The sequence below is a fragment of the Rahnella sp. CFA14(1/10) genome (assembly GCF_004195095.1).
Classification (GTDB): domain Bacteria; phylum Pseudomonadota; class Gammaproteobacteria; order Enterobacterales; family Enterobacteriaceae; genus Rahnella; species Rahnella perminowiae.
In genome coordinates this window covers 201,841-216,336 of the sequence record NZ_SEWS01000002.1, presented here as the reverse complement: position 1 = coordinate 216,336, position 14,496 = coordinate 201,841, and the positions used below count along the sequence as shown (strand labels likewise).

The window sequence follows — 14,496 nt, the reverse complement described above, 5'->3', positions numbered from 1 at the left end:
ACACCAGGGAATTCTCATTAATGACAACCAAACCTCAGACCCGCGCCACGCTGTATGTCACGGGCAATATTAACGTCGATTTGATCATGAGTACGCTGCATGAATGGCCGAAAAAAGGCACGGAGGCGATGCTCGAAAGCAGTTCATTGCGCCCGGGCGGTTCAGCGGGAAACTGCGCGCTGGCGCTCTCTGCGCTCGGTTCTCCTTTCCGGCTGGTGGCGAATCAGGGCAATGACCAGTTCAGCGGCTGGCTGGCGGGTATGTTTCCGGAAAGCGCATCGCGCTGGCCAACCTGTGACTGCGAAACCTCACTGACCTTTGGCGTGACGCATCCTGATCACGAAAGAACATTCTTCAGTAATCAGGGGCATATTGTGCGCCTGTCCATGCAGGACGTTCTGGGGCAAATCCCAGAAACGGCTCAGGACGGAGACTGGGTATTACTGTGCGGTACCTGGCTGTGTACCGCACTGTATGCTGACTATCCGCAACTGCTGGCACAACTGAAACAGCGTGGTTACCAGGTGGCCGTCGACAGTGGCTGGCCGCCGGAAGACTGGAGCGATGCATTGCGCGAACAGGCAGCAAAATGGCTGCCGTTCTGCGATGCACTGTTGCTCAATGAAGTGGAAACCCTCGGGCTGGCGGATGCCGTCACGCTGGATGTCGCCGCGCTGATGTTACTGGAACAGATGGCGGACAACGCTTTTTGCGTGGCGAAATGCGGACCGGATGGCGCACGTTTGTGGGCAAACAGCCTGACGCTGCATCAGCATGCTGAACCGGTCGGGGTGGTCGATACCATTGGTGCCGGAGACAGTTTTAATGCCGGATTTTTATCCGCGCTGATTTATGGCCTGCCGCCTGCCACGGCGCTGCAATGGGGAGTTCGCGTTGCCGGTTGTGCCATCAGCAGTTCCCCGCGCCGTTATCCTGACTGGCAATCGCTTTTTGGCCTTGTGGAGAAAATCTAAATGGCTCTGGTAGAACTGGTAAAAGTCGCCAAACATTATGGCAAAGTACAGGTGCTGAAACCGCTGGATCTGACCATCCCTGACGGCAGTTTCACCGTGCTGGTCGGCCCCTCGGGCTGCGGAAAATCTACCTTACTGCGCCTGCTGGCCGGTCTGGAATCCCTGTCTGATGGCGATATTCTGCTCGATAAACAGCAGATCAACAATTTCGACCCCGCCGATCGCGATATCGCGATGGTATTTCAGAGTTACGCGCTGTATCCGCATCTGACCGTGGCCGAGAATATGGCGTTCCACATGCAGGTGAAGAAAGTGCCTAAAGCCGAGCAGCAGGCCAAAGTACAACAGGCCGCAAAAGTGCTGGGTATTGATCACTTGCTGAAACGGCTGCCGAAAGATTTGTCCGGCGGGCAGCGTCAGCGTGTGGCAATGGGTCGCGCGCTGGTGCGTAATCCAAAAGTGTTTTTGTTTGACGAACCCCTGTCCAACCTCGACGCACAGTTGCGCATGGAACTGCGCGCCGAAATCAAGTCTTTGCATCAGCAGTTCCGCACCACTACCGTTTACGTGACGCATGATCAGGTTGAAGCCATGACACTGGCCGATAATATCGTGGTAATGAAAGACGGTTTTATCGTGCAACAAGGCGACCCTCTGTCGATTTACGACAAACCGGTAAACACCTTTGTGGCGCGGTTTATCGGCTCACCGCCCATGAACCTGCTCAGCGGTGTCTTCTGCCATGTTGACGGTCAGCCCGGTGTGAACTGTAATCAGTTGTGGTTCGCACTACCGGAGAAGTGGGCATTGCAGGCGCGGCATTCTGAGGGAGAACCTGTCACGCTCGGTGTGCGTCCGCATGATTTAAAACCGGTAGCGCACAACGCTCAACCCGCCGCCACATTACGATTGCTGGAAGTGACCGGAGAAAGCAGCCTGCTGCACATCGACTGGAACGGTTTCCCGCTGCACGTTCAGTTCGCCGGACGCGCCCGCGTCAGTGCCGGTCAGCCGCTGTATCTGGATGCTAACTGCGAGGCGATCCATCTGTTTGACGCGCAAACGGGTGAACGGCTGGTGGAAGATTTGAGGTAAAAATGACTCTCGAGGGAGATAAATGATGGAATACCGTCTGTTAGGCCGGTCTGGCCTGAAAGTTTCAGTACTCAGTCTCGGCACCATGACATTTGGTGGTCAGGGCAAATTTGCCAAAACCGGGCAAACTGACGTTGAGGCCGCAAAGCGCCAGATAGGATTATGTCTTGATGCAGGGGTTAACCTGTTCGATACCGCCGATGTCTATTCAGGCGGTGAATCGGAAGTTATTCTCGGTAAAGCGCTGGGCAGTAAACGTCACGACGTACTGGTTGCCAGTAAAGCCCGCTTCCCGATGGGCGAAGGCCCGAACGACCGGGGTTCGTCACGTCATCATATTCTGCGCGCCTGTGAAGCCAGCCTGAAGCGGCTGAATACAGATTACCTTGATCTGTACCAGTTGCATGAATGGGACGGCCTGACACCGCTGGAAGAAACGCTGCGGGCGCTCGATGATCTGGTCAGCAGCGGCAAAGTGCGTTATGTCGGTGTCTCCAATTTTTCTGCCTGGCACGTGATGAAAACGCTGGGTGTAGCGGACGCTAATCACTTCATCCGTCCGGTCAGTCAGCAAATCCATTACACCCTGCAGGCACGTGAAGCTGAATATGAGTTGCTGCCCGCCGCGCAGGATCAGGGGCTGGGCGTACTGGTCTGGAGTCCGCTGGCAGGCGGCCTGCTTTCCGGTAAATATCGCCGTAATCAGGCAGCACCCGAAGGTACACGCCATCTGGCCGACTGGGGTGAACCGCCGGTGCGTGACGAAAGTGCTCTGTATGACGTAGTCGATGTGCTGGTAGATATCGCCGAAGCACGTGGCGTTTCTGCGGCGCAAATTGCGCTGGCGTGGCTGATTGCCCGTCCGCAGGTAACATCGGTCATTGTCGGCGCGCGCAACGACACACAGTTACAGGATAACCTGCTCGCCGCCGGTTTAATCCTCAATAACGAAGAAATTGAAAGACTTAATAAAGTCAGCCAGTTGCCTTTGTTGTATCCTTACTGGCATCAGGCGCAGACCGCACCGGATCGCTTGTCTGCGGCGGATTTATCGCTGATCGCGCCCTATCTGAAGAAGTAACTGCAATAAAATGATACGCACTGAGACCGGTTAACTCTGCCGGTCTCGTTATTTTTGTGTTAATACTTAAAGAGTTTCTTTAGTGGGCCTCGTGCACACCTTGCTTTAAAACAGAGGAATACCGGGATGATTATTTTTGTTACCGGCGCAACTGCCGGATTTGGTGCTGAAATCGCACGTAAGTTTGTTAAAGAAGGTCATAAAGTGATTGCCACCGGCCGCCGTAAAGAGCGTCTGGATGACCTGAAAGCCGAACTGGGAGATGCGTTGTACGCGGTTGAACTGGACGTGACTAACCGTGCTTCTATTGAAGAGGCTATCGCCAGCCTGCCTGCTGACTGGCGTAACATTGATGTTCTGGTTAACAACGCCGGTCTGGCTCTCGGTCTGGAAAAAGCGGATAAAGCCTCGCTGGAAGACTGGGACAAAATGATCGACACCAACACCAAAGGCTTGGTGTACATGACCCGCGCCGTGCTGCCGGGCATGGTGGAACGCAACACCGGTCATGTGATTAATATTGGTTCCACCGCAGGCAACTGGCCTTATGCGGGTGGCAATGTGTATGGCGCAACCAAAGCGTTTGTCCGTCAGTTCAGTCTGAACCTGCGCACCGACCTGCACGGCACCCATGTTCGCGTCACTAACATCGAACCGGGCCTGTGCGGCGGGACTGAATTCTCCAACGTACGCTTTAAAGGTGACGATGAGAAAGTCAGTAAAACCTACGACAATACGAATCCGCTGACCGCAGCCGATGTGGCCGAATCCGTATTCTGGGCATCCACCCTGCCGGCGCACGTCAACATCAACAGCATCGAAATGATGCCGGTCAGCCAGTCTCTCGCGGGTTTACAGGTACATCGCGAAGAGTGATATTGCTTGCTGATTGACAAAAAAAGCAGCTCCGGCTGCTTTTTTTTATTATCTGCACGTTATCAGTGCCTGCAAAAAAGGCGCGGCTATACTGCCCGCGCCCCCTTTTCTGCTGATGACTGACGTAACGATTACGCGCTCAGCCAGCCCAGTTTAATCACGAACAGAATCGACAAGACGATAAGCGCTGCGTTCAGTTCACGTGCACGGCCGGTCAGCAGTTTTGCCAGCGTCCAGGTGATGAAGCCAAACGCGATGCCGTTGGCGATGGAATACGTGAACGGCATGGTCAGCGCAGTCACGGTGACCGGCGCTGCCACGGTGATGTCTTTCCAGTCAATTTCAGCCAGGCCGGACGTCATCAGCACCGCGATGAACAGCAGAGCCGGAGCCGTTGCAAAGGCCGGAACGCTACCCGCCAGCGGAGCGAAGAACAGGCTCAGCAGGAACAGGATTGCGACAACAATCGCCGTCAGACCGGTACGGCCGCCTGCGCTTACGCCTGCCGCTGATTCGATGTAACTGGTGGTCGTTGAAGTTCCGAGCAGTGAACCGAACAATGCAGCCGCGCTGTCCGCCACCAGTGCACGGCCCATTTTAGGGATGTTGCCATCTTCGTCGGCCAGACCGGCACGTTTGGTCACGCCAATCAGGGTGCCGGAGTTGTCGAACACATCCACGAACAGGAAGGCAAACACCACGCTTATCAGAGAAACGTTAAACGCGCCTTTGATGTCCAGTTGCATGAAGGTTGGCGCGATCGAAGGTGGCATCGACATCACGCCGCCGAACGGTGAGTAGCCGAGCACAATGGCCAGAACAGTCACGGCCAGCACGCCGATCAACACCGCGCCGGTGATTTTACGGGCTTCCAGCACCACAATCAGAACGAAGCCCAGCATCGCAAACAACGGACCCGGCTTGGTCAGATCGCCCAGACCCACCAGTGTTGCTGGGTTCGCGATCACGATACCGGCGTTTTCCAGCGCAATCAGCGCGAGGAATAGACCGATACCCGCCGCAATGGCCGAGCGCAGAGGCAGCGGAATACTGCGGATAATCCATTCGCGGATTTTAAAAATCGATAATGCGAAGAAAATACAGGCTGAAAGGAAAACAGCACCCAGCGCGATCTGCCAGGTGTAACCCATATGCAGAACCACGGTGTAGGTGAAAAAGGCATTTAACCCCATGCCCGGTGCCAGTGCGATCGGGTAGTTGGCAATAAAGCCCATCAGTGCGGAACCGATTGCGGCAGCAAGACAAGTTGCCACGAAAACCGAGCCTTTATCCATCCCCGTCGCGCCCAAAATAGACGGGTTAACAAACAGAATATAGGCCATTGCTAAAAATGTCGTCAGTCCGGCCACAATCTCAGTCCGCACGTTAGTACGGTGAGCTTTTAACTTAAATAGTTTTTCTAACATGAGAAAGAATCTCTTGGTCGCGTGATCACTTTCAGTCTGGTGATCAAAAATGCACGCTTGTTATTAGTGTTGTTTTTCAAAACACGCACGCGCGACAGCAGAACGAACGCCACAATTCGTCCCACAATTATCCCGTGGAATAAGGCACGCGAGCTTAAACGTGTTTTGACGAACCCTGTCATTGCCCGCTTTGCCTGTAAAACAACCTGAGGTGATTGTTTTACAAAGGGGCATCGCACAATCTAGGAAAAATGAGTGATGCAGTCCATAATAGTTATCTCACTTATTCACTGCATAAATTAGTACACCCATGTCCCCATTCTCCCGTTTTTCGCAATATTTTACCGAAGTCGCCCGAACAGGAAGTTTGCGCAAAGCGGCAGAAGTGCTGCACGTCTCAGCATCGGCCATCAACCGGCAAATCCTGCAGGCTGAACAAACGCTGGAAACTCCGCTGTTCGAGCGCTTACCCACGGGCCTGAAACTGACGTCAGCAGGCGAAATTTTATTTGATGACATCCGCCGCTGGCGGAAAGAGTTTTCCCGCACACGCGAACGTTTTGATGAAATCCAGGGGCTGCGGCGTGGGCATGTCACCATATCCATGATTGCCGCACTCAGTGAAGGCATGGTGGCGGAGCTGATTGCCGATGTGGGTGCAGAGCACCCTTATCTGACTTTTGATATCCGCATCGAAGACAGCCGGAATATCAGTGAACAGGTCAGTTCAGCGGAAGTGGATTTTGGACTGTTGCTTGACCCCGTCGAGCATACCGGGCTGGAAGTGCGCGCTTTTGCGGAATTACCCATCGGCATCGCGATGCCGGTCGGACATAAACTGTCGCAGCAGGAATCCTTGTCGTTCAGTGATATTGCCGCTTACCGGCAGATCATTCCCTCTGAGCCGCTGATGGTGAATGCCCGCGCCAGATTGCTGTATAACCGTTATCAGCTACTGGAAACGCCGTCGATCGTCTGCAATGACGTGCGCATGATGCGCGAACTTATCCGTAAAGGGGCCGGTGTCGGCGTACTGAGTTTGTTAGACGTATTGCCGGATTTACAGGAAAAGCGGCTGGCGTTTGTGCCGCTGCAGGGTCGCAGTGCCAAACCGCTGACACTGGCGCTGTGTGTTGCGCCACGCCGCCAGTTATCCCGTGCGGCACAGATTGTGATTCAGAAAGTGATTGTGCTGATGGAAAGATTGTCGCATTAACGCTTCAGGATGGTTTCCAGCCTGAAATAATGATCAGCATCCCCGCCAGGGCGACCAAAGCGCCCAGCCAGTCGGTGGTGCTGAGCTTCATGCCATCGACAAAGCGCAACCACAGCATGGCGGTCATGACATAAACACCGCCGTAAGCTGCATACACCCTGCCGCTGGCCGCAGGATGCAGTGTCAGCAGCCAGACAAAGGCTGCCAGACTGACCGCCGCAGGCAATAACAGCAGCATACTTCCCCCTTTCCTCAGCCAGAGATAAGGTAAAAAGCAGCCGATAATTTCTGCCAGCGCAGTCGCAAAGAACAGTAAAGATGTTTTGAGCATAACAGGGCCAGGTTTACAGTCCGTAGTTCAATAGGATATCAACCAGTTTACAGGCAAAAGGTGACGTCATTCAGCCGGATGTTATAATTTAGGGATTCGCCTGAGCGATATGTCTATATAAAAGGATGAGCTAATGAATACAACGTTTATAACCCGACTGACCCGCAGTGTACTGCCGGTGGCTTTGCTGGTCATGACCGCCGGCTGGCAGGCGCCTGCGCTCGCGGCCACCAACTGTGCGGGGGGAACCTGTGTCTTTGGCGGAACCGGCAATGATGCCATGACCAACGAAGAAGCACGTCAGAGCAAAGAGCAATGGAATGAAACTCAGCGCCTGCGGGCCATGAAAAACCAGCGTAACGAGAAAGATTTCTCCAAATACGATAATTCAATTGATCTGCGTGACAAGTGTGAAGCCAGCCAGAACATCAATGCGTACTGGGAACCGAACACCGAGCGCTGTCTTGATCGCCGTACCGGCCGTCAGTTACTGGCTCCGTAAATCCTGTCTGCTAGACTCATAAGTACACTGGTTTTCATAAAAGGAATGAATGATGAAAAAGACACTTCTGGCGGCTCTGGCTGTCGTTATGCTCGCACCGCTGGTAGCACAGGCTTCCTGTGAAAGCGTGAAAGCGGACATTACCCAGAAAATCGTGGCAAACGGTTTGCCTGAATCAGGATTTAAACTGGATATCGTGCCCAATGATCAGGCCGATCAGGCCGGTGGTCAGGTGGTTGGTCACTGCGGTAATGACAGTCAGAAGATTGTTTATACCAAAACTGCAGACGCAGGTGATAATTCAGCAGCCAGTCCTAAGACCGGGACGAGCCAGGATTCACAGTGATCTCAGACCGGATATGACGGGACGGCTTTTCACTTGCAGTGAGGGTTTGATCGGGATGAGTAACCCGGTGGGAGGCCACCGCGCAGCAACAGGGGGTGTTTAGGTGGCAACCCAAAATGTTGCAGCGACTCCCGCGGTCATTTCGACTACACTGGTAGCCACTTTCCTCACAGGATGCAGTAAAAATGAAAAGACTGACCCAACAAGATATGACGGAAAGCGAACAGCGTGAGCTGAAAACTCTGCTGGATAAAGCCCGTAAAGCACAGGGCCGTGAGCTGACGAATTCGGAAAATAACCGGATTAAAGATGACTACATCGATACATTGATGGCAGAAAAAGAAAAAGTCGCTGCGAAAGCGCGTGCCGAAAAGCGCCGTAATAAAGCCGTTCCAAGCACCTCTGCAACATACGACTGGACAGCCCGCACGCATCCGCGCGGTCGCCGTTAAAAACTAACTGAACCTCTGCGTTCATCACGCAGAGGCCTCAGCCTCAGGCTTCCGGTAATCTGAAACCATGCGTTCCGTCTTTTTCTAACTGCCCGACCAGCCCGTATTCCCAGTCCAGATAATCCTGCATCGCTTGCGGGCTGACATCCGTGCCTTCATATGGACGACGATACCTGTCCTGCGCATCGCTCAGATAAACAGAATCACCGCGTTCGAGCAGCAGCCCCTGATCAATCCAGCCCACCGTGCCTCTTTCCAGTAAGTAAACCGGTTTGCCGGTTAATTCAGCCAATTCCGTGACAGCGTAACGTGCGAGTAAACCGCTGGTGCAAGTGACAACCCAACGTTCTTTCTCCGGCTGTAAGGCGATAATCTGCGGGATATTCCCCCGCGTGGTCCAGACTGCTCCCGGTATGCGCCGGTTACGGAAATTCGCGCTGGTCGTGAGATCGATAACGCCGGTATTGCCCTCACTCAGCCAGCCCAACAGTTGCTCCGGTTTGATGGATTCCACTGCCCGTGCAGGTGCAACCCGGGATTTCCAGTCGCCCTGTTCAGTCAGATCTTCGGGCTGAACTTCCGCGACATACACTTCCCAGTTCATCTGTGCCAGCCACGAAGCCGCCATGTGTGCACGCACACCATCATTATCCACCAGCACCACACGTGCGCCGCGAACGCTGGCGTAGTGATCGGTTTCCTGAACCAGCTGGCCGCCCGGAACGTGACGCGCCCCGGCCAGGTGCCCGGCACGAAATTCTTCTGCCGTACGCACATCAAACACGTATAACGTGCGTGTCTCATCTCGTTGCCAGTCACGTATTTGTGACAGCGTCACTGAACGCACGCCTGCGCGTAAAGCCAGTGTCTGTGCGCCTTTTAAGGCGAATCTGCGGGAGGTTTCAGTCAGCGCAGGAAACTGGGTATGTTGCAGATGAGACAGCTTCTGTCGCGCCAGTGTCCAGCCAATTGTCCCGTTACGCAGTGCAGACACCGGCTGCGTAAATCCGGCATTAATCAGTGACTGAGCACCGATAATGCTGCGGGTACGCCCCGCACAATTAACGATCACGTGTGTGTTTTCATCAGGCACCACATCTTTCAGGCGCAGCACAAGTTCGCCTCCCGGCACGCTCACACCGCCCGGAATACTCATCACCTGAAATTCATCAAACCGGCGCACATCCAGTACGGCAATATTGGCGCCCTGCTGTTGCAACGCCAGCACCTGCTCCGCGCTCAGTGACGGTGTGCGGTAGTGATGTTCAACCCATTCCCCGAAGGCTTTGCTGGGCGCATTCACATCCGTAAATATCTCACCGCCCGCCTCTTTCCAGCCCGCCAGATCGCCAGCCAGCAACGCGATATCCTGATACCCCAGCGATTTGAGTAATTGAGCCGCCCGCACAGTTTTACGCTCACCGCGCTGCACATTATAAAACTCGCCGTTATCATACAGCGTGACCGGTGTATGGCGGTTGGGAATGCGATCCTGCACCTCAAGTTCCAGTTTAGACAGGGCCAGGTTAGCGGCAAACAGCGGATGCCCGGTGGCAAATGCCGCTTCCTCACGCAGGTCAACCAGCGCCACCTCCTGACCGGCGAGCAGGGCTTCGCGGAGTTCGGAAAAGTGACGTAAAGGCAGCGAATTTGAATCAGACATGATTTTTCTCTTTTGACAGGTCCCAGATATTGGGAAGATGCGGGCTGGAATAGCCGGAAATAAAGGTTTTCTCTGTGCCGTCTGGCAGGTAAACCGCCCGTGATACCGCGCCGATATTACCGCCATAAACATGAATGCTGACCGATACCTGGTCCTGATAAAAATTGCTGACCTGGTGGATATCCAGCTGATCTGGCGCGATTTTTTCCACATCCCCCGGTTGCAGCGTCACCGCGTTTCCTTCGGGCTGCAGGGTACCATCCGGGTGGCGGATAAAATTCTGGCTGACTTCTGCGCCGCGCAGCATTCCTATCAACCCCCAGACGCGATGGTCATGTACCGGTGTTTTCTGCCCCGGACCCCAGACAAAACTCACTACGGAAAAGCGCGACAAGGGATCGGCATACAACAGATATTGCTGATAATGCCCGGGATGCGGCTGCGCAAACTCATGCGGCAACCAGTTATCCTCACGGATTAGCCTGCCCAGCAGATGGCTTCCCTGCGCGAGTATTTGCGTCTGCTCATGCGGTTCCTGTACCAGCCGGGTGAAATCCGCCAGAAACTCTCTCAGCGGCGCGAGCTGTAAAGGGGTCATCGCTTTGCTCCTGTCTCATGATTTTCTTCACAGGCTAGCACCGGGCAGATGCAACCAAAATTCATTTTATGGATAAGCTAATATGCAAATCACACATAAAAATGTGCATCGGGATCCAGCTTCCTGCATAAAATTGTTTTATTCTGCCCGGATACGTTATGACTAATCCTGACACTGAGTGCCCATGAAAATTGAAGACCTGACTGCTTTCGTTGCTGTTATCCGCCTGCAATCGACCCGGCTGGCTGCTGATGAGCTGGGGCTGACCCAGCCGGCAATTACCCGTCGGGTACAAAATTTTGAGGAATCGCTGGGTATTGCGCTGCTCAACCGCCAGACCAAGCCCCTGAAACCGACGCTGATGGGCAACCGTGTTTATCAGCAATGCCGGCATATTTTACGTGAAGTGGATGCGCTCAGTGATTTGGTGGCCGCCGACAGCCCGCCGTCGGGACTTCTGCGTCTGGCCGTGCCACAAAGTCTGAGTGAAAGCAGTCTGTTACCCGCCCTGAAAACCCTGTCTGCACAGTTTTCGGAAATCCAGCCACGACTTTCCAGTGGCTGGGGCGAAGAGTTGTTGTTACGGGTACAGCAGCAGGAACTGGAAGCGGCGGTCGTGCTGTTCCCCGCCAGTAAGCAATTCCCGGAGGGTGTCGAAAGCCAGCCGCTCGGCACTGTCGATTTAGTGGTTGTCGGCCCGAAAGCCACACAGGCTGAACCACAACGTCTGGAAGATTGTTATCAGCACGGGTGGATCCTCAATCCGCAGGGTTGTGGTTTCCGTGCCGCCCTGCAACGCGCGCTGACAGAACAGGGTTTACCTTTGCTCATTAACCTTGAGGCATTTGGCACTACCTTACAGTTATCCCTTATCGCCGAAGGGCGCGGCCTCGGTCTGATGCCACGCGCACTGGTTGAAAAACATGCACTACGTCCGGAACTGACATTGTATGCGCTGAAAGATTTCGCCCCCCGCAGCCAGTTGTGGCTGATTTATCCCAACGTTCCTGCAAGTCAGGTACCGGCAATAGATGCGTTTGCGGCGGCAATTGCTCACGGGCTGGATTTACCGCTGCACAGCGCGAACAGTTTTGGGGAATAATCTGGAACATCCCCGTTTGCGGGCAAAATAGTTATTTTCTGCCATGCTTTTTATTACTGGAAATAAGCAGAGGAAACTGATGATGAAATCATGGATTATTATTTTGCTGGCCGCATTCGCTATTAATACACAGGCTATGGCCGATACCGGTGGCGGATTTAAAAGTGACGACACGCCCCCGCCTCAGCAAAAACAGGACAGCGGTAAGCGTGGCACGCAGGATGCCCATGAGAATAATGTTGCCAATATCCAGAAAACACAGTCGCTCAACTGGGTGACGATTGAAGGATATTTAATTAAAAAGACCGGTGAAGATACGTATATTTTCCGTGATAAAACCGGCACGATGAATGTGTTTATTAAGAAATCAGCCTGGGAAGGTCAGGAAATTACCCCTGCGGATTTGGTGAGTTTAAGCGGACGCACCGAAAAGAAAGGGCACGAAATAGTGCTGAATGCTGAGCATTTACGCAAACAATAACCGTTTCTGTATGCCTGCCTCCCCGGACTGGCCTTAAGGCCAGCCGGGGTGTCACTCCCCCGCCCCGGTGATGCACATTTTTCATATTAGCTTATGAAGATAATGAATTTCTCACATAGTAAGTTGCCGTTTATGGTGATAACTCCTGCCAGCGCAGAATGTCATCCGCTGGCCTCATCACGAGGAGTGACAGCCTATGAGCGTGCAATTTATTGGTATGATCGGACACCGTCTGGCTTCTGAAATCATCCCGCCGACCGGTCCCATTTTCGATAAAAAATACATTTCTGATTTCGCCAAAGCCCATGAAGATGCCGGTTTTGACCGTATTCTGGTGGCTTATGCCTCCGACCAGCCCGATGCTTTTCTGGTCACCGCGCATGCCGGGGCCAGTACATCCCGCATTCATTTCCTTCTCGCTCATCGCCCGGGCTTTGTCGCACCGACGCTGGCTGCGCGAAAGCTGGCGACCCTCGATCATCTGCTGGATGGCCGCGTGGCGGTGCACATTATCAGCGGTGGCAGCGATGCGGAACAACGTCGTGACGGCGATTTCGTGGCGAAGTCCGGCCGCTATCAGCGCACGGATGAATATATCGATGTGCTGAAACAGAGCTGGTATTCAGAAACCGGTTTTGATCATCAGGGCGAGTTTTATCAGGCGGAAAATGCTTTCTCCGCCATTAAACCTTATCAGAAAAAACTGCCGGTATTTTTCGGCGGATCTTCCGATGATGCCATCCGCGTGGCGGGCAAACAGGCCGACGTGTTTGCGTTATGGGGAGAGCCACTGGCCAGTGCCGCAGAAACGGTGGAAGCCGTGAAAGCCTCAGCGGCAAAACACAACCGGGCGATCAACTTCAGTATTTCCTTCCGCCCGATCCTGGGTAAAACAGAGGAAGAAGCCTGGGCGAAAGCCGATGAAATCCTTGCGAAAGCAACAGCCCAGCAGGCTGAAAAAGGTCAGACGCTGGCAGCTAAACCACAAAGTGTGGGTGCTCAGCGTTTACTCAATGCCGTCGCGCAGGGTGACCGTCTGGATTCCTGCCTGTGGACTGGCATCGCCGGGCTGATTGGCGGCGGTTCCAACTCTACGGCCCTGGTCGGCACGCCGGAACAGGTTTCCGATGCACTGCTCAAATATTACGATCTGGGCATTACCACTTTCCTGATCCGCGGCTTTGATCCCCTTAACGACGCCGTCGAATACGGCAAAAGCCTGATCCCGCTGACGAAGCAGAAAATCGCTACCCGTGAAGCCCGACAACATACCGCCGTTACCGCACTGAGTTAAGGAACCCCGATGCGACTGAATGTGAGAAATCTTTTTCTGCTGGTCACGCTGACCGGCGCCGTGTTTGCTGCCAGTGCCGGACAAATTACCCTGCGGGTCGCCGATCAGAAAGGCAACATGCGGGCACAGCTGGAAGCGGCGAATAAGCTGGAAAATCTGCCGTATAAGATTGAATGGTCAGAGTTCCCGGCCGCCGCACCGCTGGCAGAAGCGCTGAATGCGCAGGCGGTGGATGTGGGTATTATCGGCGATGCGCCGCTGTTATTTGCGCAAGCCGCAGGTGCGCAAGTGAAAGCCATCGCCGTGGATAAGTCAGACGCCTACGGCACCGCGCTGCTGGTAAAACCAGACAGCCCGCTCAAAAGTGCGGCGGATCTGAAAGGCAAAAGTATCGCGACCAACCGCGGTTCCATAGGCCACTTCGTTGCGCTGAAAGCCCTCGCCTCTGCCGGACTGAGCGCCAAAGACGTCACGTTCCGCTTCCTGCCACCCAGTGATGCGAAGCTGGCGCTGACGCAAGGTTCTGTGGATGTCTGGGCGACCTGGGAGCCCTACACTGCATTCGCAGAAACGCAGGATCACCTGCGTGTTTTAGTCAATGGTCGCGGTTTGTGGTCGGGTAACAGCTTCCTTGCTGCGACGGATACGGCGCTGAAAGAAAAGGCTAAACGCGAGGCCATCGCTGATTATCTGCAACGTCTGAGTGATGCGCAGGTATGGGCGTATAAAAATCTGGATACGTACAGCGAAAAACTGGCGAAAATCATCGGTTTCCCGCTGGAGGCCGCGAAGCTTGGGTTCGAGCGCCGTCAGTCCTACTGGCAACCAATAGATGCCACGACCGAGACGCAGCAACAGCAAACGGCGGATTTCTATCATGCGCAGGGATTATTGCCCGTCGCCCTGAACGTCGCCGGTACCTTTGATCACTCGTTTCTGCTGAAATAATCGCAAAGAAGCATGACAACTGCCTGTTGCATCCCTCCCCGAAAAATCGGGGAGGGATATGTAGTCATCCGGATGTTAATTGACTACTCTGCTTAATCACTTTCTTTGTC

At 54.1% G+C, this 14,496-nt stretch carries 16 protein-coding genes; 12 read left to right on the top strand and 4 right to left on the bottom strand.

Features of this window, described 5'->3' with window-relative positions; translation table 11 throughout:
- Window positions 1-20: 20 nt before the first annotated feature.
- From EVX52_RS04675 to ydfG, 4 genes are all read left to right on the top strand, one after another.
- A complete protein-coding gene (locus EVX52_RS04675) occupies window positions 21-974 on the top strand; it encodes a carbohydrate kinase family protein (RefSeq protein WP_129990711.1) in 954 nt (317 codons plus the stop codon).
- A complete protein-coding gene (locus EVX52_RS04670; RefSeq protein ID WP_129990710.1) occupies window positions 975-2,069 on the top strand; it encodes an ABC transporter ATP-binding protein in 1,095 nt (364 codons plus the stop codon).
- Window positions 2,070-2,094: 25 nt separating this feature from the next.
- On the top strand, window positions 2,095-3,150 hold the full coding sequence (locus EVX52_RS04665) for an aldo/keto reductase (protein ID WP_129990908.1): 1,056 nt from the start codon (window positions 2,095-2,097) through the stop codon (window positions 3,148-3,150).
- A 126-nt stretch (window positions 3,151-3,276) separates the two neighbouring features.
- Window positions 3,277-4,026 (top strand): bifunctional NADP-dependent 3-hydroxy acid dehydrogenase/3-hydroxypropionate dehydrogenase YdfG, encoded by a 750-nt coding sequence (gene ydfG / locus EVX52_RS04660; RefSeq protein WP_129951301.1) that lies wholly within the window; start codon window positions 3,277-3,279, stop codon window positions 4,024-4,026.
- A 131-nt stretch (window positions 4,027-4,157) separates the two neighbouring features.
- Here ydfG and EVX52_RS04655 read toward each other — a convergent pair whose 3' ends face one another.
- On the bottom strand, window positions 4,158-5,453 hold the full coding sequence (locus tag EVX52_RS04655) for an NCS2 family permease (RefSeq protein ID WP_129990709.1): 1,296 nt from the start codon (window positions 5,451-5,453) through the stop codon (window positions 4,158-4,160).
- 310 nt (window positions 5,454-5,763) lie between these two features.
- Between EVX52_RS04655 and EVX52_RS04650 the strand changes: the two genes are divergently transcribed.
- Window positions 5,764-6,669 (top strand): LysR family transcriptional regulator, encoded by a 906-nt coding sequence (locus EVX52_RS04650; RefSeq protein ID WP_129951303.1) that lies wholly within the window; start codon window positions 5,764-5,766, stop codon window positions 6,667-6,669.
- A 4-nt stretch (window positions 6,670-6,673) separates the two neighbouring features.
- Here EVX52_RS04650 and EVX52_RS04645 read toward each other — a convergent pair whose 3' ends face one another.
- Window positions 6,674-7,000: a YnfA family protein gene (locus EVX52_RS04645; protein ID WP_129951304.1), complete on the bottom strand. Its 327-nt coding sequence runs from the start codon at window positions 6,998-7,000 to the stop codon at window positions 6,674-6,676.
- 133 nt (window positions 7,001-7,133) lie between these two features.
- Here EVX52_RS04645 and EVX52_RS04640 point away from each other — a divergent pair, with 133 nt between their 5' ends.
- The 3 genes from EVX52_RS04640 (at window position 7,134) to EVX52_RS04630 (ending at window position 8,300) form a co-directional block, all read left to right on the top strand.
- Window positions 7,134-7,502: a DUF1283 family protein gene (locus tag EVX52_RS04640; protein ID WP_129951305.1), complete on the top strand. Its 369-nt coding sequence runs from the start codon at window positions 7,134-7,136 to the stop codon at window positions 7,500-7,502.
- Window positions 7,503-7,554: 52 nt separating this feature from the next.
- Window positions 7,555-7,848 (top strand): DUF1161 domain-containing protein, encoded by a 294-nt coding sequence (locus EVX52_RS04635; protein WP_129951306.1) that lies wholly within the window; start codon window positions 7,555-7,557, stop codon window positions 7,846-7,848.
- A 185-nt stretch (window positions 7,849-8,033) separates the two neighbouring features.
- Entirely contained in the window at window positions 8,034-8,300 is a 267-nt protein-coding gene (locus tag EVX52_RS04630; RefSeq protein WP_015697358.1) for a DUF3811 domain-containing protein, read from the top strand.
- Between the two features lie 43 nt (window positions 8,301-8,343).
- Here EVX52_RS04630 and EVX52_RS04625 read toward each other — a convergent pair whose 3' ends face one another.
- A complete protein-coding gene (locus tag EVX52_RS04625) occupies window positions 8,344-9,963 on the bottom strand; it encodes a rhodanese-like domain-containing protein (RefSeq protein ID WP_129990708.1) in 1,620 nt (539 codons plus the stop codon).
- Window positions 9,956-10,561 (bottom strand): cysteine dioxygenase, encoded by a 606-nt coding sequence (locus tag EVX52_RS04620; protein ID WP_129951308.1) that lies wholly within the window; start codon window positions 10,559-10,561, stop codon window positions 9,956-9,958. Before EVX52_RS04620 ends, EVX52_RS04625 begins: the two co-directional genes overlap by 8 nt.
- A 184-nt stretch (window positions 10,562-10,745) precedes the next feature.
- Here EVX52_RS04620 and EVX52_RS04615 point away from each other — a divergent pair, with 184 nt between their 5' ends.
- The 4 genes from EVX52_RS04615 (at window position 10,746) to EVX52_RS04600 (ending at window position 14,386) form a co-directional block, all read left to right on the top strand.
- Window positions 10,746-11,663, top strand: a complete 918-nt coding sequence (locus tag EVX52_RS04615; RefSeq protein WP_129990707.1) for a LysR family transcriptional regulator — start codon at window positions 10,746-10,748, stop codon at window positions 11,661-11,663.
- A 79-nt stretch (window positions 11,664-11,742) separates the two neighbouring features.
- The gene (locus EVX52_RS04610) at window positions 11,743-12,144 is read left to right on the top strand and encodes a NirD/YgiW/YdeI family stress tolerance protein (protein ID WP_165383683.1); all 402 of its coding nucleotides are present in this window, start codon (window positions 11,743-11,745) and stop codon (window positions 12,142-12,144) included.
- Between the two features lie 196 nt (window positions 12,145-12,340).
- Window positions 12,341-13,438: an LLM class flavin-dependent oxidoreductase gene (locus EVX52_RS04605; RefSeq protein ID WP_129990706.1), complete on the top strand. Its 1,098-nt coding sequence runs from the start codon at window positions 12,341-12,343 to the stop codon at window positions 13,436-13,438.
- A gap of 9 nt (window positions 13,439-13,447) precedes the next feature.
- A complete protein-coding gene (locus EVX52_RS04600; protein ID WP_129990705.1) occupies window positions 13,448-14,386 on the top strand; it encodes an ABC transporter substrate-binding protein in 939 nt (312 codons plus the stop codon).
- The last annotated feature ends 110 nt before the right edge of the window (window positions 14,387-14,496 follow it).